Annotated in this window: 16 protein-coding genes, 11 tRNA genes and 2 pseudogenes; 8 read left to right on the forward strand and 21 right to left on the reverse strand. The window is 40.8% G+C overall.

Annotated features, from left to right (window positions below; translation table 11 throughout):
- Window positions 1–4: 4 nt before the first annotated feature.
- Together IGI50_RS09010 and IGI50_RS09015 are read left to right on the forward strand one after the other, a co-directional pair.
- Window positions 5–2,167, forward strand: coding sequence for an amino acid ABC transporter substrate-binding protein/permease (locus IGI50_RS09010; RefSeq protein WP_311855473.1), 2,163 nt, complete (start codon window positions 5–7; stop codon window positions 2,165–2,167).
- On the forward strand, window positions 2,168–2,917 hold the full coding sequence (locus tag IGI50_RS09015; protein ID WP_218255723.1) for an amino acid ABC transporter ATP-binding protein: 750 nt from the start codon (window positions 2,168–2,170) through the stop codon (window positions 2,915–2,917).
- Between the two features lie 21 nt (window positions 2,918–2,938).
- Here IGI50_RS09015 and IGI50_RS09020 read toward each other — a convergent pair whose 3' ends face one another.
- Together IGI50_RS09020 and tuf are read right to left on the reverse strand one after the other, a co-directional pair.
- The gene (locus tag IGI50_RS09020) at window positions 2,939–3,982 is read right to left on the reverse strand and encodes a glycerol dehydrogenase (protein ID WP_311855476.1); all 1,044 of its coding nucleotides are present in this window, start codon (window positions 3,980–3,982) and stop codon (window positions 2,939–2,941) included.
- 130 nt (window positions 3,983–4,112) lie between these two features.
- Window positions 4,113–5,300 carry an elongation factor Tu gene (gene tuf / locus IGI50_RS09025; protein WP_010745022.1) on the reverse strand — a complete coding sequence of 396 codons (1,188 nt, stop codon included), beginning with the start codon at window positions 5,298–5,300 and terminating at the stop codon, window positions 4,113–4,115.
- A 334-nt stretch (window positions 5,301–5,634) separates the two neighbouring features.
- Here tuf and IGI50_RS09030 point away from each other — a divergent pair, with 334 nt between their 5' ends.
- From IGI50_RS09030 to IGI50_RS09040, 3 genes are read left to right on the forward strand one after another with little or no spacing between them, the layout of a single operon-like run.
- Complete coding sequence (locus tag IGI50_RS09030; RefSeq protein WP_311855478.1) at window positions 5,635–5,910, forward strand: hypothetical protein; 276 nt, start codon at window positions 5,635–5,637, stop codon at window positions 5,908–5,910.
- A 1-nt stretch (window position 5,911) separates the two neighbouring features.
- Window positions 5,912–6,550, forward strand: a complete 639-nt coding sequence (locus IGI50_RS09035; protein ID WP_311855479.1) for an ABC transporter ATP-binding protein — start codon at window positions 5,912–5,914, stop codon at window positions 6,548–6,550.
- Window positions 6,547–7,308: an ABC transporter permease gene (locus tag IGI50_RS09040; protein WP_010745025.1), complete on the forward strand. Its 762-nt coding sequence runs from the start codon at window positions 6,547–6,549 to the stop codon at window positions 7,306–7,308. The genes IGI50_RS09035 and IGI50_RS09040 overlap by 4 nt, the downstream gene beginning before the upstream one ends.
- A gap of 42 nt (window positions 7,309–7,350) precedes the next feature.
- Here IGI50_RS09040 and ilvA read toward each other — a convergent pair whose 3' ends face one another.
- From ilvA to IGI50_RS09075, 7 genes are all read right to left on the reverse strand, one after another.
- Window positions 7,351–8,607 (reverse strand): threonine ammonia-lyase IlvA, encoded by a 1,257-nt coding sequence (ilvA, locus tag IGI50_RS09045; protein ID WP_218255729.1) that lies wholly within the window; start codon window positions 8,605–8,607, stop codon window positions 7,351–7,353.
- Between the two features lie 13 nt (window positions 8,608–8,620).
- On the reverse strand, window positions 8,621–9,616 hold the full coding sequence (ilvC, locus tag IGI50_RS09050) for a ketol-acid reductoisomerase (protein WP_010745027.1): 996 nt from the start codon (window positions 9,614–9,616) through the stop codon (window positions 8,621–8,623).
- Window positions 9,617–9,675: 59 nt separating this feature from the next.
- Window positions 9,676–10,152 (reverse strand): acetolactate synthase small subunit, encoded by a 477-nt coding sequence (gene ilvN, locus IGI50_RS09055; RefSeq protein WP_438776776.1) that lies wholly within the window; start codon window positions 10,150–10,152, stop codon window positions 9,676–9,678.
- Between the two features lies 1 nt (window position 10,153).
- Window positions 10,154–11,851, reverse strand: coding sequence for a biosynthetic-type acetolactate synthase large subunit (gene ilvB, locus IGI50_RS09060; RefSeq protein WP_035016634.1), 1,698 nt, complete (start codon window positions 11,849–11,851; stop codon window positions 10,154–10,156).
- Between the two features lie 20 nt (window positions 11,852–11,871).
- Window positions 11,872–13,554 carry a dihydroxy-acid dehydratase gene (gene ilvD / locus IGI50_RS09065; RefSeq protein WP_218255731.1) on the reverse strand — a complete coding sequence of 561 codons (1,683 nt, stop codon included), beginning with the start codon at window positions 13,552–13,554 and terminating at the stop codon, window positions 11,872–11,874.
- Window positions 13,555–13,984: 430 nt separating this feature from the next.
- The gene (locus IGI50_RS09070; RefSeq protein ID WP_438776777.1) at window positions 13,985–15,790 is read right to left on the reverse strand and encodes an ABC transporter ATP-binding protein; all 1,806 of its coding nucleotides are present in this window, start codon (window positions 15,788–15,790) and stop codon (window positions 13,985–13,987) included.
- Entirely contained in the window at window positions 15,771–17,513 is a 1,743-nt protein-coding gene (locus IGI50_RS09075; protein WP_438776778.1) for an ABC transporter ATP-binding protein, read from the reverse strand. Before IGI50_RS09075 ends, IGI50_RS09070 begins: the two co-directional genes overlap by 20 nt.
- A 77-nt stretch (window positions 17,514–17,590) precedes the next feature.
- Here IGI50_RS09075 and IGI50_RS09080 point away from each other — a divergent pair, with 77 nt between their 5' ends.
- Window positions 17,591–18,427: a MerR family DNA-binding transcriptional regulator gene (locus IGI50_RS09080; RefSeq protein ID WP_438776779.1), complete on the forward strand. Its 837-nt coding sequence runs from the start codon at window positions 17,591–17,593 to the stop codon at window positions 18,425–18,427.
- A 375-nt stretch (window positions 18,428–18,802) separates the two neighbouring features.
- Entirely contained in the window at window positions 18,803–19,969 is a 1,167-nt protein-coding gene (locus IGI50_RS09085; RefSeq protein WP_438776780.1) for an RtcB family protein, read from the forward strand.
- An 80-nt stretch (window positions 19,970–20,049) separates the two neighbouring features.
- On the opposite strand, the pseudogene IGI50_RS09090 reads toward IGI50_RS09085, so the two are convergent.
- A pseudogene (locus tag IGI50_RS09090) lies at window positions 20,050–20,535 on the reverse strand (isochorismatase family cysteine hydrolase); the annotation flags it as partial.
- A gap of 247 nt (window positions 20,536–20,782) precedes the next feature.
- Between IGI50_RS09090 and IGI50_RS09095 the strand changes: the two are divergent.
- Window positions 20,783–22,084, forward strand: a pseudogene (locus IGI50_RS09095) (ISL3 family transposase).
- Window positions 22,085–22,198: 114 nt separating this feature from the next.
- Here IGI50_RS09095 and IGI50_RS09100 read toward each other — a convergent pair.
- The 11 genes from IGI50_RS09100 to IGI50_RS09150 all read right to left on the reverse strand — a co-directional run bounded on the left by IGI50_RS09100 (window position 22,199) and on the right by IGI50_RS09150 (window position 23,250).
- A tRNA-His gene (locus IGI50_RS09100) sits at window positions 22,199–22,271 on the reverse strand.
- 58 nt (window positions 22,272–22,329) lie between these two features.
- Window positions 22,330–22,413: transfer RNA gene (locus IGI50_RS09105), tRNA-Leu, on the reverse strand.
- A 24-nt stretch (window positions 22,414–22,437) separates the two neighbouring features.
- Window positions 22,438–22,508, reverse strand: a tRNA-Cys gene (locus IGI50_RS09110).
- 69 nt (window positions 22,509–22,577) lie between these two features.
- Window positions 22,578–22,649: transfer RNA gene (locus IGI50_RS09115), tRNA-Gln, on the reverse strand.
- A gap of 10 nt (window positions 22,650–22,659) precedes the next feature.
- Window positions 22,660–22,732: transfer RNA gene (locus IGI50_RS09120), tRNA-His, on the reverse strand.
- A gap of 11 nt (window positions 22,733–22,743) precedes the next feature.
- Window positions 22,744–22,814, reverse strand: a tRNA-Trp gene (locus IGI50_RS09125).
- Window positions 22,815–22,822: 8 nt separating this feature from the next.
- Window positions 22,823–22,903: transfer RNA gene (locus IGI50_RS09130), tRNA-Tyr, on the reverse strand.
- Between the two features lies 1 nt (window position 22,904).
- Window positions 22,905–22,980 (reverse strand) — tRNA-Phe (locus IGI50_RS09135).
- A 33-nt stretch (window positions 22,981–23,013) separates the two neighbouring features.
- Window positions 23,014–23,089: transfer RNA gene (locus IGI50_RS09140), tRNA-Asp, on the reverse strand.
- Between the two features lie 3 nt (window positions 23,090–23,092).
- Window positions 23,093–23,165: transfer RNA gene (locus tag IGI50_RS09145), tRNA-Val, on the reverse strand.
- 13 nt (window positions 23,166–23,178) lie between these two features.
- Window positions 23,179–23,250 (reverse strand) — tRNA-Glu (locus tag IGI50_RS09150).
- Window positions 23,251–23,266 lie beyond the last annotated feature (16 nt).

Below are 23,266 nucleotides of genomic sequence, written 5' to 3' on the forward strand. Positions count from 1 at the left end.
TATTATGAGAAAAAACAAATTAATTCCATTCGTTGTTTTCTTAATGGCAAGTATTTTCACACTTAGCTTTGCCAACAAGACTGACGCCGCGGAAAAAACATATAAGATCGGGACGGACTTGACTTTTGCTCCTTTCGAATTTCAGAATTCCGATGGCGAATACATAGGTATCGATGTAGATTTGCTTAATCAAATCGCTAAGGACCAAAACTTTAAAGTTGATTTGCGTCCATTAGGATTCGACAGCTCCATCCAAGGAGTGCAATCCGATCAACTGGACGGAATGATTGCTGGCATGAGTATTACAGATGAACGGAAAAAAACGTTTGATTTTTCTGAACCTTATTTTGATAGCGGAATCCAGATGGCTGTTAAAAATGACAATAAAGACATCAAGAATTACAAAGATTTAAAAGGAAAAACAGTTGCCGCAAAAATCGGTACAGAAAGTGCGACTTTTTTAAACAAGAACAAAGACAAATATGGCTATGAAGTAAAACAATACGAAGCTGCTGATGCTATGTACAACGCCCTGACAAACGGGAATGTTGAAGCGATTTTTGATGACTACCCTGTACTTGGTTATGCTGTAACTAATGGTCAACCATTCAAATTAGTCGGTGAACCTGAAAAAGGCAGTTCTTACGGCTTCGCTGTGAAAAAAGGCGAAAACAAAGAGCTGCTGGAAAAGTTTAATCAAGGACTGAAGGACCTAAAGGAAAATGGCAGCTATGATAAAATCGTCAGCAAGTATATTTCTACTGGTTCCGGTGATCAAGGCGCTTCAAGCGAAATGAAAAAAATCGAGCCAAAAAAAGATGTTTATGTTATTGCCAGCGATTCTGCTTTCGCCCCTTTTGAGTATAAGGACAGCGACGGCGAATACAAAGGGATTGATGTTGACCTGTTAAAACGAATCGCAGAGCTGCAAGGATTCAAAATTGATTTTAAATTCATCGGATTCTCCTCAGCAATGCAGGCTTTAGAGTCAGGACAGGCTGATGGTATGATCGCAGGAATGACCATTACCGATGAGCGAAAAGCCAATTATGATTTTTCGGACCCCTACTTCCAAAGCGGGATTCAATTAGCTGTTGCGAAAGACAATAAAGATATTAAGTCTTACGAGGATTTAAAAGGCAAAACCGTAGGAGCTAAGGTTGGAACGGAAAGTGCCGACTTTTTAGAGGCTCACAAAAAGGAATATGGCTATACAATCAAAAGTTTTGATGCAGCGGATCAATTGTATGACGCGCTGAAAGTCGGTTCTATCGATGCGATGATGGATGACTATCCGGTCATCGGTTATGCTGTAAAACAGGGGCAAGATTTGAAAACACCAATCAAACGCGAAGTTGGTGGTGAATATGGTTTTGCTGTGAAAAAAGGTCAGAACCCTGAATTGCGCGAGATGTTTACAGAAGGCCTAAAAGAATTGAAACGTACTGGCGAGTACGATGAAATTGTTGATCAGTACATCGGCTCCGGTAGTGAAGACAAGAAAGAAACTGTTGATGAGTCTACTATCACTGGTTTATTGAAAAATAATTACAAATCATTACTAGAAGGATTATGGAAGACCATTGTATTGGCTTTAGTCTCCTTTGCACTGGCTCTTGTTTTAGGAGTTATCTTTGGATTGTTCCGTGTTTCTCCTGTTCGTGGATTACGTACGTTGGCCGGTATCTATATTGATATCATCCGCGGAATCCCAATGATGGTATTAGCCTTCTTTATCTTCTTTGGTTTACCGGGAATTACAGGTATAAAAATCCCTGACTTTGCTGCGGGAATCATCACACTGACATTAAATGCCAGCGCATATATCGCTGAAATAGTTCGTGGCGGTATCAATGCGGTTCCTGTCGGTCAAATGGAAGCCTCTCGAAGTTTGGGATTGTCCTATAACCGAACCATGCAGAAGATTATTTTACCTCAAGCTGTGAAGATCATGATTCCTTCTTTCATCAATCAATTCGTTATCAGTCTGAAGGATACGACAATCATTTCGGCTATCGGTGTAGTAGAATTACTGCAAACAGGGAAAATCATTGTTGCTCGTACAACTCAAAGTTCTTACGTTTACTTGATCATCGCGATCATGTACTTAATCTTGATCACGATCTTGACTAAGTTAGCGAACCGTTTAGATAAGAAGGTGAAATAGATGGAAAATAAATTAGATAAGAAAATTGTCGTAAATCATTTAGTAAAAAAATTCGGTGACAATACCGTTTTGAATGACTTGAATATTACTATCAGCGAAGGGGAAGTTGTTTGTATCATTGGCCCATCTGGTTCAGGGAAAAGTACCTTTCTTCGCTGTATGAATCACCTAGAAGAACCTACGTCTGGGGAAATTATTATTGATGGGCAAGATTTGACGGATAAGCATACGGACATTAACTTAGTTCGTCAACATATTGGTATGGTGTTCCAGCATTTCAACCTGTTCCCTCACCTGACAGTTTTAGAAAATATAACGTTAGCCCCACTCGATTTAAAGGGGGAATCAAAAGAGTCAGCAAACAAGCGTGGTGTGGAGTTGTTGACACAAGTCGGTTTAGCTGAAAAGAAAGACGATTATCCTGATAGCCTTTCCGGAGGACAAAAGCAACGTGTCGCAATTGCTCGCGCGTTAGCAATGAATCCTGATATTATGCTCTTTGATGAACCAACTTCCGCTTTGGACCCAGAAATGGTTGGAGATGTTTTAAAAGTAATGAAGGATCTGGCACTGCAAGGTATGACCATGGTCATTGTCACTCATGAGATGGGCTTTGCGAAAGAAGTTGCTGACCGCGTCATCTTTACCGATGGTGGAAAAATTCTAGAAGACGGCACACCTGAACAGGTCTTCAATAATCCTCACAATCCGAGAACCCAAGACTTCTTAAATAAAGTATTGAATATTTAATACGAAACCCGTGAAATCTAGTTAGATTTCACGGGTTTTTCTGAATGTTAATAGCGTTTGATAAACCTCTTCTTTTGTTGCAGGCGATTGACTTCGAACGATGCCGTCTTCTGGAGAAAATGCCAGATCAACAATTTTCTTTAGTTCATCAACAGATGGGAAAATTGACAACATTTCATAAGTAATGGGCAAATTGAGTTTTTCAAATAGTTCTTGATGACTTGTCAGTTCTTCATGGCGACCTTCAATACGTAATTGCTGCAATGTCGTCAATGCAATGATCTGTCCATGACTTCCCTTTATCTCTCCTCCCCACAAACTAAACATCGCATTATGGAGCGCATGGGCAATGCTTAAGCCCCCGGATTCAAATCCAATGCCACTTAATAACGTGTTGGCCTCTACCACTGCATCAAATTCTACTGTGATCTCTTTTCTCTTATTCGCCTTAACTGCTGCTTCTGCATTTTTGAGTAAAACATCACGACATTTTTCGGCAATTGCTTCTGCTGCTAGTGTTGGTGCTGCCCCTAAGGTATTTTTTCCAAAATTTTCACGTACAGTCCTTGCTTCTATGAATGTAGACAAACCATCTGCTATTCCAGCAGTTAAGAAATGGACCGGACTATTGATCAAAATAGCCGTATCAACTAGAACCAAGGCAGGACTTTGAGTATAATAGGTATACTTCTCGAAATAGCCATTTTGATATTTCACAGAGATTCTTGAAGTGGGCGCGTCTGTCGAAGCAGATGTCGGAACAACGATACATCGTCTGCTTGACTTAAAAGCCAATGCTTTTCCTATATCGATCGCCCGTCCACCACCTAGAGCGATTACATAATCGCATTCATCTATCGTGCTGTTCTCTTCTGCGAACCGCACAGAAATTTGACCGCCTAAAGAAGTCAACTCATGCACCAAACGTTTGCCAATCATCTCGTACACAAATTGATCCGTTACTAGTAACCCCTTATTGCCAAATGCTAGAATATCTCTCAAATGATTCCATAAAACATTTTCTCCCTGACGATACGTCATTGGACTAACAAAGACTTTTTCCATAGTTACTCCCTCTATCCATTTTAAACTCATCATAGCAATCAGAGAAAACTGTTGCAAGTTATTCTAGTAACAGCTTTATAAAACACAAAAAGCACGTAAGCGTTGAACGCTTACGTGCTAGAAAATCAATTTAAGCTTCGATTTCAGTTACGATACCTGAACCAACGGTACGTCCACCTTCACGAATAGAGAAAGTTGTTCCTTTTTCTACGGCGATTGGATGGATTAATTCAACGTCGATTGTTACGTTATCGCCAGGCATGACCATTTCAGTACCTTCTGGCAACACGATATTACCGGTAACGTCTGTTGTACGGAAGTAGAATTGAGGACGATAGTTGTTAAAGAATGGTGTATGACGTCCACCTTCTTCTTTCGTCAACACATAAACTTCTGCACTGAATTTCGTATGTGGTGTAATTGAACCTGGTTTAGCTAATACTTGACCACGTTCGATTTCATCACGTGTAATACCACGTAATAGAACCCCAACGTTATCTCCAGCTTCACCATAATCCAATGTTTTACGGAACATTTCAAGTCCAGTTACGACAGCCTTTTGAACTTCAGGTTTGATCCCGATAATTTCAACTTCGTCACCGACTTTAACTTCCCCACGATCAATACGACCAGATGCAACAGTCCCACGTCCCGTGATTGAGAAAACATCTTCCACTGGTAACAAGAATGGTTTGTCAGTGTCACGTTCTGGTGTTGGAATATATTCGTCAACCGTATCCATTAGATCCATGATTACTTGTTCTTGTTCAGGATCGCCTTCTAAAGCTTTCAGAGCTGAACCTTTAAGAACAGGAATATCATCGCCTGGGAAACCATATTCTGAAAGTAACTCACGTACTTCCATTTCAACTAAATCAATCAATTCTTCATCGTCAACTAAATCAACTTTGTTCAAGAAGACGATCAAGTATTTAACACCTACTTGGCGTGATAATAAAATGTGCTCACGTGTTTGAGGCATTGGTCCATCAGTAGCAGATACTACTAAGATCGCACCGTCCATTTGAGCAGCACCGGTAATCATGTTTTTTACATAGTCCGCGTGTCCTGGAGCATCAATATGGGCATAGTGGCGTTTTTCAGTTTCATATTCAACGTGTGCAGTATTGATAGTGATTCCGCGTTCACGTTCTTCTGGTGCAGCATCGATACTAGCATAGTCTTGAGGGTTTGCTAGACCTTTCTTACCTAATACCGTTGTAATTGCTGCCGTTAATGTTGTTTTCCCGTGGTCGACGTGCCCAATGGTACCAATATTAACGTGTGGTTTACTTCTATCATAATGTTCTTTTGCCATAATAAACAAACCTCCTAAAAAGTGTAAAAATTCTTACGGATATAGTGTAAAGCATTTTGAGCAAAATGAAAAAGATTTACACTTTTACTTTTCGTAAGTAACTATCCGAGATTATAATACATCAGAATTGGTCAAACTCCAAACAATTTGTTTCTCTACTTAATTAGATGAGAAATTGAACCTGATTTTAAGTGAAATAAGTTCATTGGAAGCAAATGAACTAGGATATAATATAGACTAAAGAGTGTACAGAAAAATAAATAATTGGTTTAATAGTGAATGGAAATTTTTCTAATTGACTCGTTTGAGATTATAAAATGAATGGAGGATAGCTATGAAAGAATTTCAGAAACAGTTGGCTCAATGGCCCTTAGATATAAAGCAAGCCTGGAGCATCGGTTTTGTTTTTGTTAGAGAAAAAGAGCATTATTGGCATTTCCCCGCTAGACAGTGGACAGAGCAGCAAATTCAGGATTATTTTTTTGAACGTTTTGGAAAGGAAGGCCGGTTTATCTCCTACCCTGAACTAAGTTTAAAGCAGTTAAGGATCGATGAGATTCCTGAACTTTTGATTATCATCCCTTACGATCCTAGAAAGGAGAAACAATAATATGGCCTTATTAGAACTACATGATGTGAATTATCAGACAGATGATCGATTGATTTTGAATCAGATCACTCTATCTGTTGAAAAAGGTGATTTTTTAACGATTACTGGTCCCTCTGGCGGAGGAAAAAGTACCCTGCTGCGACTGATTGCTTCTTTATTAACGCCGACAAGTGGCGAGATACTTTTTGATGGAAAAGCGCAGCAAACCTATGACTACACTGACTATCGACAGCAGGTATCGTATTGCTATCAACAGCCCTCTTTATTTGGAGATACGGTAGAAGATAATTTAACCTTTCCCTATCTAATAAGAGAAGCAGAACCTAATCGGAAGAACATGCTGGATCAGCTTCAATTAGTTGATCTGCCAGAAAGCTATTTTTCTAAAAGTATCAATGAACTTTCTGGCGGTGAGCGTCAGCGGATCGCATTGATTCGTAATATTTTATTCCTGCCTAAGGTTTTGCTTTTGGACGAGGTAACAGCGGGCTTAGATGAACAAACGAAAACAATTATTCATCGCCTAATGGATGACATTCAGAAAAAAGGCTGTACCATTCTACAAGTCACTCATGATGAAGCGGAAATCAATTCTGCAAAGAAACTACTACACGTTCAAGGAGGAAAACTGGATCAATGAATCAACTTGCTGTAAATAATCTTTCTCTGCTGCTAGCCTTTGCACTTGTCTTGATCGCTGTTGGAATAAGCTATAAAGAGAAGTTGAACTTATCTAAAGATATTTTCTTCAGCATTGTACGGGCAATTATCCAATTAGTCATTGTCGGCTATTTATTGAAATACATTTTTCAAGTTAACAACAATTTACTGACTTCAGGGATGAGTCTTTTTATTGTATTAAATGCGGCGTGGAACGCCCATAAAAGAAATCCTGCTCGCCAAAAAAAATACCTGCACTCTTTGGCAGCTATTTTCGTAAGTACCTATATCACTCTTGGTGTATTGATTTTAGCAGGAGCAATCAAATTCATCCCTTCGCAAATCGTACCTATCACGGGAATGATCGCCAGCAATTCGATGGTGGCGCTCGGCTTATGTTATCGTGCGTTGAATACGCAATTTCACGACTTGCGACAGCAAACTTTGGAGAAATTAGCTCTAGGTGCTTCTATCAAATTAGCCTCTAAGCCTATTCTTCAGCAAAGCATTAAAACAGCAATGCAGCCAACCATTGATTCCGCCAAAACAGTCGGTTTGGTTAGCTTGCCGGGGATGATGTCTGGGTTAATCTTCGCTGGCCTTGATCCGGTCCACGCAATCAAATATCAGATCATGGTCACCTTTATGCTGTTATCAGCTACCAGTCTGGGATCTATCATCGGCGGATACTCTGCTTATAAAAACTATTTTAATGAAAATCATCAATTGACGATTTAATTCGAAAAAGGCCTCCAAAAGTTCGCTTTCGGAGGCCTTTTCTTAGACTAATAAATTATAGAGTGTTTTATTTTGACTTAGTTCAATATACGTTGAATCAAATGTCTTAAGTCGCTTCAGTAAATTCGGTAACGTTTCAGGCTTCTTCAATAAGACACCTATCACGACTGGTCCGGTTCCACGATTACTCTTTTTCGTATATTCAAATCGAGTAATGTCATCCCCTTCTCCTAGAACTTCTGATACAAATTCTTTTAAAGCGCCGGGACGCTGTGGAAAATTCACCACAAAATAATGCTTCAACCCTTCATAGATCAATGAACGTTCTTCGATTTCAGCCATTCGATTGATATCATTATTTCCACCGCTAATGATGCAAATAACCGTTTTGCCTTTGATTTTATCTTTCATTAAATCTAAGGCGGCCACGCTTAAAGCTCCCGCAGGTTCCACTACAATCGCTTGCTTCCCGTAAAGATCTAAAATAGTTGAACAGATTAGTCCTTCATCAACAGACATCAACTCATCTACGTATTCTTTACTGTGAGAATATGTGATTTCACCGACACGTTGAACGGCGGCGCCATCGACAAACTTGTCAATCTCATTCAATTTGATCGGCTGTTCTTCGTCAAAGGCTGCCTGCATAGAAGCAGCACCTTTTGGCTCAACGCCTATTACTTTAGTGGTTGGTGAAGTATTTTTTACGTAGGAGGAGACACCGCTGATCAAGCCCCCACCACCGATAGCAGAGATGACGTAATCAGGTTTGTAGCCTTCACTTTCTGCGTCCGTCATCATTTCCAACGCCAAGGTTCCTTGACCGGCAATAATATTTTTATCGTTAAAAGGATCAATAAATGTCATGCCGTTTTCTTCACAGTATTTTCTTGCGGCAGCGGCAGAAGCATCAAAGGTATCACCAACTAAATGAATATCCGCAAACTCACCACCAAAGAACTTCACTTGAGAAACTTTTTGCTGCGGTGTAGTAGTCGGCATAAAAATTGCTGCTTTTGTTCTTAACTCATGACAGGTATAAGCGACACCCTGTGCATGATTTCCCGCACTCGCACAAACTACACCCTTTTTCAATTCTGCCTCTGGAAGCTTCTTAATTGCGTAATAAGCGCCGCGTAACTTAAATGAACGAACTTTCTGCAGGTCTTCTCTTTTCAAAAGCACCGTTGCCTGATACTTTTCGGATAAATAACGATCATATTGCAACGGTGTATGGTTTACAGCGTTTTTCAATAATTGATACGCACTGCGGACCTCGGTATCTTTGATCAATTCCATCGCTGCACCTCCACTAATCTTTACGACTTACAAATGGCATCATTTTTCTTAATTCACCGCCGACTTCTTCAATTTGATGTCCAGCACTTTCAGCACGCATCTTCTTGAATTCAGGGAAGCCATTCTTATTATCGTCAATGAAGCCTTTCGCAAATTTACCATTTTGGATATCAGTTAACACTTCCTTCATCCCGGCTTTTGCTGTTTCAGTGATTACGCGAGGACCAGAAACATAGTCGCCGTATTCAGCTGTGTTAGAGATTGAATTACGCATTTTGGCAAAGCCACCTTCATAAATCAAATCGACAATCAACTTCATTTCATGGCAAACTTCAAAGTAAGCCAATTCAGGTTGGTAGCCAGCTTCAACTAGGGTTTCAAATCCAGCTTCGATCATACTAGTTAAACCACCGCAAAGCACTGCTTGTTCCCCGAATAAGTCTGTTTCGGTTTCTTCCTTAAAGGTTGTTTCCAAGACACCTACTCGTGTAGCACCGATTCCTTTCGCATAAGACAATGCCAAATCTTGAGCAGTTCCTGTTGCATCTTGATAAACAGCGAATAAGGCAGGTACCGCAAAACCTTCAGTAAAGGTACGACGGACCAAATGCCCTGGACCTTTAGGAGCCACTAAGAATACATCAACATTCTTCGGTGGATTGATAACGTCAAAGTGAATATTGAACCCATGAGCAAAGACTAAAGCATCGCCTTCCTCTAAGTTTGGTGCGATTTCATTTTCGTAAAGTGTTCCTTGAATTTCATCTGGAGCTAAAATCATGACTACTTCGGCTTTCTTTGTTGCTTCAGCTACTGGCAACACGTCAAACCCATCTTCGCGAGCAGCCTCAGCGGATTTTCCTTCTCGAATACCGATCACTACTTGATGACCTGTATCTCTAAGATTTTGTGCATGAGCATGGCCTTGAGATCCATACCCTACCACTGCGATTGTTTTTCCTTCCAAAGCATCCTTCGCTACTGCATCATCATAATAAACTTTAACCATAATTTTTCCTCCAATTTTTTAAACTATATTAATAGCAAAACGAATAATCAATTTTGCGTTTAACCTCTGCTAAATCCGGTAACACCGGTTCTTGCTAATTGCTTAATTCCATAAGGTCGCAATACGTCAATACACGCATTGACCTTTTCGGTTGAACCAGCCACTTGTACCACGATTGTTTTCAATCCTACATCTACAACGTCCGCTCTAAATGGATCAATCATCGCCTGAATCTCAGAGCGCGTAGCCGCTGGAGCACTGACTTTGATCAAGGCCAACTCACGTTCTAAGTGCGGCTCATCGGTTACATCAGAAACTTTAACGACATCAATTTGTTTATTTAATTGCTTTGTTACTTGTTCGACATCCGCTAAGGTATCCGCTTGAATAATGATCGTCATCCGCGATTCGCCATCTTTTTCCGTTCGCCCGACGGAGACACTGTCCATGTTTACTTGCCGACGATTTAGCACACTTGTAATTCGACTGAGCACCCCTGCTTGGTCATGAACCATCGCTGTAATCATCCGTCTCATCTTAATCAACCCCTAACATTTGATCATTTGGCATCCCGGCTGGGATCATCGGTAATACATGCTCTTTGTTGCAGATCATGACCTCAATCAGCATTGGTCCAGGTGTAGCAAAAGCCTCCTGTAACTCCTTCTCCAAAGAAGCTGGGTCGGTAATTTTCTTATTCCCAATTCCATAAGCCTCCGCCATTTTCATAAAGTCTGGCTGCTCATGAAAGACCGATTGGGAGCGTCGTTCATTGTAAAACTTCTCCTGCCATTGCCGAACCATTCCCAATGATTGATTGTTCAATAAGACAAATTTGATGTCCAACTGGTGTTGGTTTAAGATTGCCAGCTCCTGATTCGTCATTTGGAACCCGCCATCTCCCACAAAAACAACTACGGATTCTTTTGGTTTACCAAATTTCACGCCGATTCCTGCGGGGATTCCATACCCCATAGTCCCAAGTCCACCACTGGTGATCAGCTGCTTAGGAAATTGGAATGGATAATATTGAGCTACCCACATTTGATGTTGTCCTACGTCTGTTACAACATAGGATTTTCCTTTTGTAATTCGACCGATGATTTCTATTACTTCTTGCGGTTTGATGATTTTTTCGTGACGATCATATTTTAATGGATACTTTTTCTTCCGTTCATCACAGAGATCACGCCAAGCTTGGCAATCGGGGGCTTCAATTTCGATTGACAGCATTTGCTGCAAAGCAATTTTTGCATCGCCAACAATCGGTACATCCGTCTTGATGATTTTGCCGATTTCAACTGGATCCACGTCAATATGAGCAACTTTCGCATGTGGTGCAAAAGCTTCAGGTGAACAGGCAAGGCGATCATCAAAACGACTGCCAATATTAATTAACAGATCCGTTTCCATCATTGCCATATTTGCTACATAGGTCCCATGCATTCCGCCCATTCCTAAGAAATTAGGGTCATCATGGGGCAGTAGCCCTAAGCCTAAAAGCGTACTAACGGTCGGAATTTGGTATTTATCAACAAACTGCCTTAATTCCTCAGCACCATTCGCTGCTACTACTCCGCCGCCAACCAAAAGAAGAGGTTTTTTAGCTTTCTTTAGTAAGCTCATTAAGCGTTCAACCTGTAAAATCGAGGGGGTCGTTGTTGGCTGATAGCTTTCTAAATGAACCGGCCGATCAATCTTTGGATTTGATTTCAATACTGTGATGTCCTTCGGTAAATCAATCAAAACTGGTCCTTTGCGTCCAGTTGTAGCAATATGGAAGGCTTCATTAACGATACGTGGAAGCTCTTCGATGTCGCGAACTTGATAATTATTTTTGGTGATGGGAACGGTAATTCCCAGCATATCCGCTTCCTGAAAGGCATCTTTTCCGATTCCTGGAGTTGTTACCTGACCAGTGATTACTACTAGTGGAACAGAATCGATCATTGCATCAGCGATTCCTGTCACGACATTCGTTGCACCTGGACCGCTAGTTACGATCACAACTCCCGGTTTTCCTGTAGCTTTCGCATACCCTTCAGCTGCATGAACTGCACCCTGCTCGTGCCGTGTGAGAATATTTGGGATAGATTCATCATAAAGGGAATCAAATAATGGTAGGACGGACCCTCCGGGATACCCAAAAATCAATTCGACTCCTTGATGCTCCAGACACTTGATTAACAAATCTGCACCATTGTATAGGTTTTCTGTTTCCACTTTTTGTTTCATTTCTTCCACCCCGATTCCCCCTATTCTTCAGGTAATTTCATGACACCACCAGTATGCGCTGAAGTGACCATTGCCGAGTAACGTGCTAACCAGCCTTTTTTGACCTTCGGCTGGAATTTTTTTAACCCCTCTTGCCGTTTTGCTAATTCTTCTGCTGATACATCCACATTCAATGTTCGATTCGTTAAATCGATCGTGATTTCATCACCATCTTGAACTAGCGCGATTGGTCCACCTGCAGCAGCTTCTGGAGAGATATGTCCAACAGCGATTCCTCGAGTAGCTCCTGAGAAACGCCCATCAGTAATTAGTGCTACATCTTTCCCTAAACCACGCCCGACAATACTAGACGTCGGTGCCAACATTTCCGGCATACCAGGTCCGCCTTTTGGACCTTCGTAACGAATGACAACAACATGTCCTTTCGTAACTGTGTGATTGTCAATAGCTTCCACCGCTTCATCATGAGAGCTAAAGCAAATCGCTTTTCCTTTAAAGACCTTAATACTTGGGTCTACTCCCCCAACCTTGATGACACTACCTTCTGGTGCAATGTTGCCATATAAGATAGAAAGACCGCCGACTGGACTATAAGGAGAAGTTTTCGGATGGATTACCTCTTCATTCCGAATTTTTGCAGATGCAACACTTTCCCGTAAGGTTTTGCCTGTCACTGTGATTCGATCAGAATGAATCGCTCCGTCAATGGAGACCAATTCATTGATAATTGCTGGAACACCACCTGCCTCATGAACATCGTGCATCGAATAATTGGAAGACGGCGCGATTTTTGAAAGGTAAGGAACTCTTTTTGCAATCTCATTGATATCGGATTGATCGTAATCAATCTCTGCTTCATTGGCGATTGCCAATGTATGAAGAACCGTATTAGTTGAGCCGCCCATCGCCATATCTAACGCGAAGGCATCATCAATAGCGTCCTTAGTCACGATATCTCGTGGTTTGATTTGTTTCTTCACAAGATCCATTAAATGCTTCGCCGATTCACGAACCAACTCACGACGCTCATCAGAAACAGCCAAAATTGTCCCATTTCCTGGTAAAGCTAACCCTAGAATTTCTAATAGACAGTTCATAGAATTTGCTGTAAACATTCCGGCGCACGAACCACAAGTTGGACACGCGTTTTGTTCCATAAAGAGAAAATCTTCTTTGGTCATTTGACCTTCTTTAAATGCGCCAACAGCTTCAAACATTGACGAAAGTGTCGTTTGGTGACCACGGGGATCAATCCCAGCCTTCATTGGACCGCCTGAACAAAAGATGGATGGCACATTCGTTCTCATAGCAGCCATGATCATTCCCGGAGTGATTTTGTCACAGTTGGGAATATAAAATACTCCGTCAAACCAATGGGCGTTAATGACTGTTTCTGCCGCATCAGCGATAAGTTCTCTACTCGGCAGCGAGTAGCGCATTCCGATATGCCCCATCGCAATTCCATCGTCTACACCAATCGTATTGAATTCGAACGGAATGCCTCCGGCTTCACGAATCGCTTCTTTTGCTACATCGGCGAGTTCTCGTAGGTGGACATGTCCCGGTACAATATCGATATAAGAATTACAAATAGCAATAAATGGCTTATCCATATCGTGGATATTTTTTACTTGGCCAGTCGCGTATAACAAACTTCTGGCGGGTGCTGCATCAATACCTTTTTTAATCTGATCACTTCTCATAGTCACATCTCCCTACCTTCAAAAAAAGAGCATCCCATCAATAAATGGGATGCTCTTGCAAGAATCCCATTTCTAACGCAAATAGGACTCAAACTAACGGTTGTTACTTCTCCGCGTTCTAAGTCCTGGACTCAATAATTAATAAGACGATGCCATCAAAATTATTGTATTTACTCTTGCGCATAAAAATCGGCTCCTTGTTTTTTCTAATAATATCTTAATCATTTTTTTATACTATACATTTCATAAGATTAAAAGTCAATGAATTTTCAGAATATTTTCTAACTTAGCAATTTTTTGGTTTCTTACTGGTAAAAAAGAGTCCTATAGCACCAATATTAATATCCTCTTAAGTAGTAAATTCTCATGATGGCTCTCTAATAAATTATTTTCATAAAACATTAAAAAAGCCCGACAATATTTGTCGAGCTTATCCTGCAAATTGACTATTGTACAAATTCGCGTAGAAATCACCTTTTTTCATTAAACTCCGATGGCTGCCCTGTTCAATGATCGAACCATCCTTCATCACTAAAATCAGATCGGCATTTTTTATGGTAGATAAGCGATGCGCAATCACGAAGCTGGTCCTTTCAGCAGTTAAACGATCCATCGCCTGTTGGATCATTCCCTCTGTTCGTGTATCTACGCTAGAGGTTGCCTCATCTAAGATCAACAACTGCGGATCTGCTAAGATCGCTCGAGCAATCGTTAAGAGTTGCTGCTGACCTTGAGAAATCTGACTGCCATCTGATGAGATGATGGTATCATACCCATTTGGCAACGTTCGGATAAAGTGATGACATTGTGCGTCTCTTGCTGCTTGAATAATTTCCTCCTTTGTCGCCTCTGGATTGCCGTATGCAATATTATCAGCTACACTTCCTTCGAACAGCCATGTGTCCTGCAAGACCATACCAAACTTCTGGCGAATGGCCGCACGTGAAAAATGACTGATATTCTTACCGTCTACTTCGATTTGCCCCCCTGTCAATTCATAAAAACGCATCAATAAATTGATCATCGTTGTCTTACCCGCACCTGTCGGACCAACGATTGCTACCATCTGCTTGGGCTTCACCTTGAAGTTCACGTCATCCATTAAAAGCCGATCTGAAGTATAGCCGAATGCAACATGCTTAAAAGTTACTTCACCACGAAGGTTTTCTGGAACGGCAACACTTAATACTTCTTCTGTTTCTTCCTCCAAATCTAAAAGCTCAAAAATTCGCTCTAAGGCTGCAAAAGCGCTTTGCAAACTATTGATTACATAGGAGACCTGTGTAATTGGTTCGGAAACTTGATTCACATATTGCAGATAAGCTTGAACCAAACCAATCGATAGTTGTCCATTGATCACCATGATGCCTCCAACAACTGCGCTCGTCACAAATCCTAACTGGTTGATTAAACGAATTAATGGGTTGATGGCAAAGCTAACAAATTGGGCTTTTTTGAAGGCTTGGAACTGTGCCTCATTCAATTTATCCAATTCCTCGGCAGTTTCCTTTTGCCGATTATAAGCTTTAATAAGTAGATTTCCCGAATAATTTTCCTCAGCCTTTGTTCCTACAGCCCCTAATGCTGCTTGATTTTCAGAAAAATACTCTTGATTTTTATGAGCCAGATAATTGGTCAGCAATAAGCTAATCAATAAAATCACAACAATCCCTAGCGTTAAAAGCGGACTCAAATAAATCATCAAGCCTAAACCAATAACGATGGATAAAATCGCTGAAATCATTTGCATTAAACCGACTTGCAAGACTTCAGAGACTTTATCTAAATCCAAGGTCGCTCTTGTTAATATATCACCGGTTTTATATTGATCAAAAAACTTCATCGGTAAATGATTCAGCTTCTCTGTCAATGTTTTTCTAAGTCGTAAGGTTAGTGTCTCAGCAACGCTCGCCATCGTATATTCCTGTAATAAAGAAAAGAGTGATACGCCACCCCACGTTAAAAAGAGTAGAAGTACTGGGCGCCGTAATGCTTCAACTATATTTTTTAAAGATGCCTGCTGTGTTCTCAGCAGACCTATAATGGCATCCAATCCCCATCCTAAGATTAAGGGAGTGATCGCCATTAATGTGGCAAAGCAAATAGCTGAGCCAACAATAATGATAAATCGACGCTTCTGCTCCATCAGCAATTTAAACAATCGTAATCCCGTTTTTTTAAATTCTTTTGGTTTTTCAGACACTAATTCTTTTTCATCAACTTGCTTGATGCTCATGCTTCTTCCCCTCCATTCCTTGAGATTTGGCAAATTCTTGGTACACCTTACAGATACGGAGCAACTCTTCGTGCGTCCCTTTACCCACGATTTTTCCTTCTTCTAAAACAATGATTTGGTCCGCATCCTTAATCGTCGAGAGCCGTTGAGCGACAATCACAATTGCCGCGTCTTGCAGATAACTCTTTAAAGCCTTCCGCAGCTTAGCGTCTGTTTGATAATCTAAGGCTGAGAAACTATCATCAAAGAAATACAGATCAGCAGGCTTGATTAACGCCCGCGCAATACTCAAACGTTGTTTTTGCCCGCCGGAGAAGTTATTTCCCTTCTGAGCAACCAAAGCATCATACTGACCATCGAGGGAATTAATAAATGCAGCCGCTTGAGCTACTTCGGCTGTCTGCTTCATTTCTTGTTCTGTAGCTGACGGCTTACCAAAAAGAAAATTCTCTCGAATCGTTCCGCTAAATAAGAAAGCTTTCTGAGGAACGTAACTAATTCGCTCTCTTAACGCTTCTTGTGTGACGCATTGAACAGGTTCATCAAGAAAGCGTATCTCCCCTTTCGTCGTATCCTTTAAACGCAGCAAGGCTTTAGCAATAGTACTCTTCCCTGAGCCTGTTCCGCCCACAATCGCTGTCACACCTTTAGGAATGTCAAAGCTAATATCGGATAGAACTGCCTCTTCTGCTCCGCTGTATGCAAAATCGACATGATCAAAAACGGCGATCGGTGCATCCTCTTTCAATTCAAAGGATACTTTCGCTCCATCCACGATCTCTTCCTCTTTCGTTAATACTTCATCGATCCGTTCCAATGAAGCTAAAGCCTTTGGAATCATGACAATAACCATGGCTGCCATTGTTAGGAACCATAGACTCAAGACGGTATATTCACTGATCGCTGTTAAACTTCCGATAGGGACATTTCCTTGAAGTACAAGAACACCGCCAAAGGCTAATACTGCGGTCATTCCTAAGCCCATCACTAAGTTGACTGTTGGATTTAGGACGGCAAATAATTTATTCACGCGAATCATTACCTCAGCATAATTACTAAAGGTTTGATCTGTCCGTTTCTTTTCAAAGCTAGTTTTATTGAATGCTCGAATCACACGAACCCCTGTATAAAACTCTCTCAAGATTTGCATCATTTTATCCATCCGCTGCTGCATCACCTCTGCAAGCGGAATGGCCTTTTTGATCACCAATAAGGCTACAATTGAAAATAGAGCGATTGAAGCCATGGGAATCCAAACAAAGCGCCACGAAATGACCCCCGTTAAAACGATTGAAGCCAAACAAATCAACGGTGCTGGAATAATCATTTGAAAGACCATCATCATAATTTGCTGAATATTGGTGATGTCGCTAGTTGTTCGCGCGAGTAGGGTTGGTGTCCCAAACTCATCCATGTCAGCCATGGAGAGCTGCTGTGTTTTGTTGACTAATTGTTTCCGTAAAAAATAGCCGAAACGTCCAGCCAAAATCGCGGAATAATAGCTGGCGATAATTGACACGATCCCCGTCAATACAGCTATCCCCAGCATAAATGCACCATTACGCCAAATCGCTCCTTGATCCTGAGTTAAAATACCTTCATCTATAATTTCAGCAACATAGTAAGGAATCATTAGCGTTCCAACCGCTTGCACGATCATTAAGATGAAGGTGCCGAAGAACATCTTATGATATTCTTTGAAAAAGATATTGAATAGTTTCATCTTTTTTCCCCTCCTTCTTCTATGGTAGAATAAACTGTAACGTTACGTCACAGTCAAGCAGGAAAGGAATTTTTTTAATGAAAGAATTATTAACGATTAGCGAGATGGCAAAATACGCGGGCATTAGTCGAAGAACCTTGATTTACTATGACCAAATCGATCTTTTTAAACCTGCAAAAGTTGGTGAAAATGGCTATCGCTATTATGGCATTGATCAATATTTTGAGTTAGACGTCATTTTATTATTGAAAAATCTTGACGTCTCCTTAGAAGACATTCATGTATTTTTAAAGAACCGGAACGTTGACTATGTTTTAGATGGATTTATTCGACAGAAACAAAAAGTGAATGAACAAATAAATAAACTAAATGGCATTCGGGATTCTTTAAATAGCTACATCGAACGCTATACTACCCTAAAAAACTTCGATCTTGAATCTATCACTCTTTCCTATCGAGAGGCTGAGTCCTTCGTCATTTCTGAGACAATCGAGAATTATGATATAAACTCTGTTCAAATTTACGGTCGTTTCTATTCCTCAGTAGAAAGCAGGGATTTATTTAGCGGATACCCGATTGGTTTCCTTGTGGATGGTTCCGCCTTTTATCAGGAAAATTTCCATACCGCTCCTTATCGCGCCTTAGTAAAGATCTCCGAGGATCGCCTGCACATTTATGATCAGCAACGTGTAGTAAAGCGCCCAGCGGGATATTATGTTTCTGGTTTTATGAAAGATGAGATTCATCACATCAATACCTTTAACAATCGCTTTAGGAACTATCTGAAGGAGAATAAACTAGAATTAAATGGAGATATTTGGGAATTGCTTTGGCAGGATGAGACTACCTCTGAACAGCCAGAAGATCAGGTATTTGAAGTATTAATTCCTGTCCAATATAAAGAAGGAAAATAGCTTATTTATCGGTTTCTTGCTCAAAATAATCTTGACAGCTTGATAAATTAGATGGTAGGCTTTATAAAGCAATAAACGAAGGGAGAGAGTACAATGATTAAGACAAATTATCTAAACTTCATACAGTTGATTGAACGGTTGGATCTGTTTTGTTCGAAGCAAGAGTCTTATTCTACAGGCTCTCTAAGCTTCTGAATAAAGCCTATTTGTTAAACTGTCAATCGAAGGATTGGCAGTTTTTTTGTTTCATAAAATTAAGTCGAAGATATTTAAAAATCAACGGAGGTGTTCCCTATGAGTGGAAAAAGAAAGAAGTCAGACCTAAATACAAATTAAGAAGAGGAATGATTTAATTCCTCTATGAGAGGATTAAATATGTTAACAATAAAAGGAAAATACAATACAGCGACTGTCTATACTGATAATTTAACTGACAGTACAGTAGGGCAAATCATGACCCTTTGCAATCAAATATTTACGAAGGATGCTAAAATTCGAATGATGCCTGACACTCACAGCGGTTCCAGTTGTGTGATCGGGACAACAATGACTATACAGGATCAGGTAGTTCCTAATCTCGTAGGTGTCGATATCGGCTGCGGCTTATACGTCGCAAAAATCAAGAAGGGAGTCAAACTCAATTTTGATAAACTCGATCGAATCATCCGCAACCGTATACCCAGTGGACATCATTCCCACAGCAAACCGCAATATACTTTTCCTCTAGAAGGCGTTGAGGCACCAATTCATCGAGGAAGAGTGTTACGAAGCTTGGGAACGTTAGGCGGAGGAAACCACTTCATTGAGGTTAACGAAGGATCAGATGGCTTTTACTTGGTGGTTCATAGTGGCAGTCGCCTGTTAGGTAAAGAAATTGCGGAATATCATCAAGAAATCGCTTATCAAAAGCTAACACAACGACGGCAAGAATTAAAACAGCGAGCAGCTTCAGCAATAGATCCAGCTGAAAAGGATTTTCTGATGCAATTACGAGAGGAGATAAAAATCCCCTATGAATTATCCTATGTAGCAGAAAGGGACCTAGAAAATTATTTATCAGATATGAAAATTGCACAACAATATGCTGCCTTCAATCGACAAAGTATGGCATTGACGATCTTAAAAGCAATGAAGTGGGAAAAATATGTGATTGAAAGTTTTGACAGTCCACACAATTATATTGATCTGAAGCACATGATTTTACGTAAAGGGGCTGCCTCTGCTCGCAAGCAGGAAAAAATGATTGTTCCATTAAATATGAAGGATGGTTCAATCATTGGTATTGGGAAAGGCAATGATGAATGGAATCAATCTGGTCCACATGGGGCAGGTCGCATGATGAGCCGCTCTCAAGCCAGAGCCTCGATCAGCCTAGAAAACTATCAGCATATGATGCGGCATGTTTGGACGACATCTGTTTCTAAAAAAACATTGGATGAGGCTCCTAAAGCGTATAAATCGAAGAAGCAGTTATTGACGAATTTGCATGAGACGATGGAAGTAAAAGAAATCATCCGGCCTCTATATAACTTTAAAGCGTAAAGTAAAAGCTATTACTATGAAGACCTATGGAGGGTCCTGTAGTAATAGCTTTTGTACGATCATTCAACCATTTTATCTTTTTAGAGCTGCCGTTTCGCTTCATCAGCAGGAATCACTGTAATACCTGATTTAACGAGTTTAGCGTTCCAGGACTCAATGACATGATTCGCGTTCTTCACAAAAGTACTATGGGCATCCTTTAATAAACAAATCCTATATCCCTTGGCTTGCCCCTTTAAGCAAGCAGCTTGGACACAACCATTCGTAACAAAGCCACAAATATACAATTCTTGCATATCAAGTTTTCTCAATAATTTCTCAAAACCTGGCTCATCAAAAATGTTGCTTCTTCTTTTATCGAAAATCAGTGATTCCTCAGGGCAATCAAGGGTAGCATCTAACGTCCATAACGCTGACTCGCAAATTAATGATGTTTTATTGGTATGCCGAGTAAAAATAATCGGTTGCTGAGCTTTCTGAAATGAAGCAACCATTGTATTAATAGCAGAAACCGTTTGAGCCTTCTCGTAAATAGTTTTATCAAGTATCCCCTTCTGTCCATCTAAAACAAGTAATACTTTTTTCCCATCGACTTACCTCCTAACCGATCAACAAAAAACAAAAAATGCTATACACTTCCGAATAGTCAAAATTCTAATTTAACAAGATTTAGTAGTTTCATTATAAAGGCTCTATAATTTCTAGGACTGATAGAAAATCATTCTATCGGTCCTTTTTGAGCATGAAAAAACAAAACATACAGAAGCTCCGTTAGAATTGAATCACCACAACACAATCAAAGGAGCGTTCTGTATGCCTGATCTTCATCATATCAAACTACTACTTGGAATCAAAGATAAAAACATTTTCATCACAAATGTGGAATCGAAGAGCATTAAGAATATCAAGAGTCTTGTTGTTTCTGCGACGTTAAGTAAAGAAATTCGTCGCTGTCCTTTGTGTAAACAGATGAATCATGAAGGCATGATCGTTAAGAACGGAAAGAAAAAATCGCTCATTCAACTTAATAAATGTGCGAACCAACTGACTTATCTTGCTTTAGCGAAACAACGCTACCACTGTCGTGGCTGCCACACCTATTTTACGGCGAATACCTACATTGTCGATAGAAACTGCTTTATCGCTAAACAAGTGCGCTATAAAATTTTAGAAGAGCTAACGGAAAAACAAGCAATGACGACAATCGCTAAGCATTGCGGCGTTTCTTGGTCGACCGTTTCTCGGACACTTGCTTCTCTAATCCCCATGACAAAAGTAAAAAGAAATTGGTTACCGCGTTGTTTATTAATGGATGAATTTCGTTCACTGAAAAATCAAGTCGGTCCCTATTCCTTTTCTTGTATGGATGGCGATACTGGAAAATTACTGGATATTCTTCCTTCACGGAAGAAAAAAGCCCTCGTTTCTTATTTTATGCAATTTTAACGACGCGCACGATTGAAGGTAAAGGTCATCGTGACGGACATGAATGCTTCTTATGCCTCTCTGATAAAGGAATGTTTTCCAAAGGCAAAACTCGTTGTGGATCGTTTTCACATTGTCAAACATCTCATTCGCAAATTTGAGGATATTCGCGTACGAATCATGAAAAGTTTTGATCGTAACGATCCAACACAAGCCAAACATTATCGACAATTAAAGGCGTTGTCTCGACTTCTGATCAAACGACAGGACAAGCTTGTTTATGACAAATGGACCAAATGGCGCAATTTTGGTTGGGCGTATCTCACCGAAAGTGAAGTGGTGGATCGTCTGCTTTCGATCTCTGACGAATTACGAATCGCCTATTTTTACTATCAAGAAATTCTTCAAGCGTTTCACGACAAAGAGGCGGACACTTTCTTTAAACTTGTAAGAACGATGCCCAATTCCGTTCCAAAAGAACTACATCATATAAAAAAAGCTTTTATAAACTATGAATCCGGCATTCGTTTAGCCCTCGAATTGCCTTATTCAAATGCCAAAATAGAAAATCTGCATACCCACATCAAAGCATTGAAACGAGTCGCTTATGGCTTTCGAAGCTTTCGGAAAATGAAGACCAGAATTTTCTTACTAAATAATCTGATTACCTATGAATCAAAAAACATCTAAAGTAGAAAAGGAATTCTACCTTAGATGTTCTTATCTCACTCTATCAGTCCTATTTGACAAAGAGCCACAAAGAGCCAAAAAAAGACCCAACAAATTCTGCTGAGTCTTCGTTAGGGCGAATGATGGGAATCGAACCCACGAGTGTCGGAGCCACAATCCGATGCGTTAACCACTTCGCCACATCCGCCATTACCCTATTCAATTTCAAATAAAAAACTAAGATGAAATAACATCTTAGCTCTTTATACCGGCGGCCGGGGTCGAACCGGCACGCCCGTGAGGGCACTGGATTTTGAGTCCAGCGCGTCTGCCAATTCCGCCACGCCGGCATATCAATAAATATTCTAGTACTAAGGCGGTAACCGGATTTGAACCGGTGATGAAGGTTTTGCAGACCTCTGCCTTACCACTTGGCTATACCGCCATTATACTATTGTTTTCTTCCTAGAACAAGTCATTTTCAAGAGAGTTTCCTGAAACTTTTCTAAGAAAACTGGGGTAGCTGGATTCGAACCAACGCATGACGGAGTCAAAGTCCGTTGCCTTACCGCTTGGCTATACCCCAATAATACAAGGGCGAACGATGGGAATCGAACCCACGAGTGCCGGAGCCACAATCCGGTGCGTTAACCACTTCGCCACGATCGCCATAAAAAGAACAGGGGCAGCAGGAATTGAACCCACACTAACGGTTTTGGAGACCGCTGTTCTACCTTTAAACTATGCCCCTGAAACAAATGGAGGAGAGTGGATTCGAACCACTGAACCCTAAGGAACGGATTTACAGTCCGTCGCGTTTAGCCACTTCGCTACTCCTCCATGGTGGCGCGGGACAGAATCGAACTGCCGACACACGGAGCTTCAATCCGTTGCTCTACCAACTGAGCTACCGCGCCATATATAATAGTTTAAAGTATTTAATTAAATAATGGCGGTCCCGACGGGATTTGAACCCGCGATCTCCTGCGTGACAGGCAGGCATGTTAACCCCTACACCACGGAACCGAATGGAGGTTAACGGGATCGAACCGCTGACCCTCTGCTTGTAAGGCAGATGCTCTCCCAGCTGAGCTAAACCTCCAAATTTAATTAAATGACCCGTACGGGACTCGAACCCGTGTTACCGCCGTGAAAGGGCGGTGTCTTAACCGCTTGACCAACGGGCCAGTAAAAATGTTGCTA

The organism is Enterococcus sp. DIV0170 (assembly GCF_051710765.1).
Lineage (GTDB): Bacteria > Bacillota > Bacilli > Lactobacillales > Enterococcaceae > Enterococcus_A > Enterococcus_A raffinosus.

Coding starts and splice junctions, on each gene's coding strand:
- IGI50_RS09035 (WP_311855479.1), top strand. CDS start 5,912: ATGGCCTTATTAGAACTACATGATGTGAATTATCAGACAGATGATCGA.
- ilvN (WP_438776776.1), bottom strand. CDS start 10,152: ATGAGACGGATGATTACAGCGATGGTTCATGACCAAGCAGGGGTGCTC.
- IGI50_RS09030 (WP_311855478.1), top strand. CDS start 5,635: ATGAAAGAATTTCAGAAACAGTTGGCTCAATGGCCCTTAGATATAAAG.
- IGI50_RS09015 (WP_218255723.1), top strand. CDS start 2,168: ATGGAAAATAAATTAGATAAGAAAATTGTCGTAAATCATTTAGTAAAA.
- IGI50_RS09075 (WP_438776778.1), bottom strand. CDS start 17,513: ATGAAACTATTCAATATCTTTTTCAAAGAATATCATAAGATGTTCTTC.
- IGI50_RS09020 (WP_311855476.1), bottom strand. CDS start 3,982: ATGGAAAAAGTCTTTGTTAGTCCAATGACGTATCGTCAGGGAGAAAAT.
- IGI50_RS09010 (WP_311855473.1), top strand. CDS start 5: ATGAGAAAAAACAAATTAATTCCATTCGTTGTTTTCTTAATGGCAAGT.
- ilvA (WP_218255729.1), bottom strand. CDS start 8,607: ATGGAATTGATCAAAGATACCGAGGTCCGCAGTGCGTATCAATTATTG.
- ilvD (WP_218255731.1), bottom strand. CDS start 13,554: ATGAGAAGTGATCAGATTAAAAAAGGTATTGATGCAGCACCCGCCAGA.
- ilvC (WP_010745027.1), bottom strand. CDS start 9,616: ATGGTTAAAGTTTATTATGATGATGCAGTAGCGAAGGATGCTTTGGAA.
- ilvB (WP_035016634.1), bottom strand. CDS start 11,851: ATGAAACAAAAAGTGGAAACAGAAAACCTATACAATGGTGCAGATTTG.
- IGI50_RS09070 (WP_438776777.1), bottom strand. CDS start 15,790: ATGAGCATCAAGCAAGTTGATGAAAAAGAATTAGTGTCTGAAAAACCA.
- IGI50_RS09040 (WP_010745025.1), top strand. CDS start 6,547: ATGAATCAACTTGCTGTAAATAATCTTTCTCTGCTGCTAGCCTTTGCA.
- tuf (WP_010745022.1), bottom strand. CDS start 5,300: ATGGCAAAAGAACATTATGATAGAAGTAAACCACACGTTAATATTGGT.
- IGI50_RS09080 (WP_438776779.1), top strand. CDS start 17,591: ATGAAAGAATTATTAACGATTAGCGAGATGGCAAAATACGCGGGCATT.
- IGI50_RS09085 (WP_438776780.1), top strand. CDS start 18,803: ATGTTAACAATAAAAGGAAAATACAATACAGCGACTGTCTATACTGAT.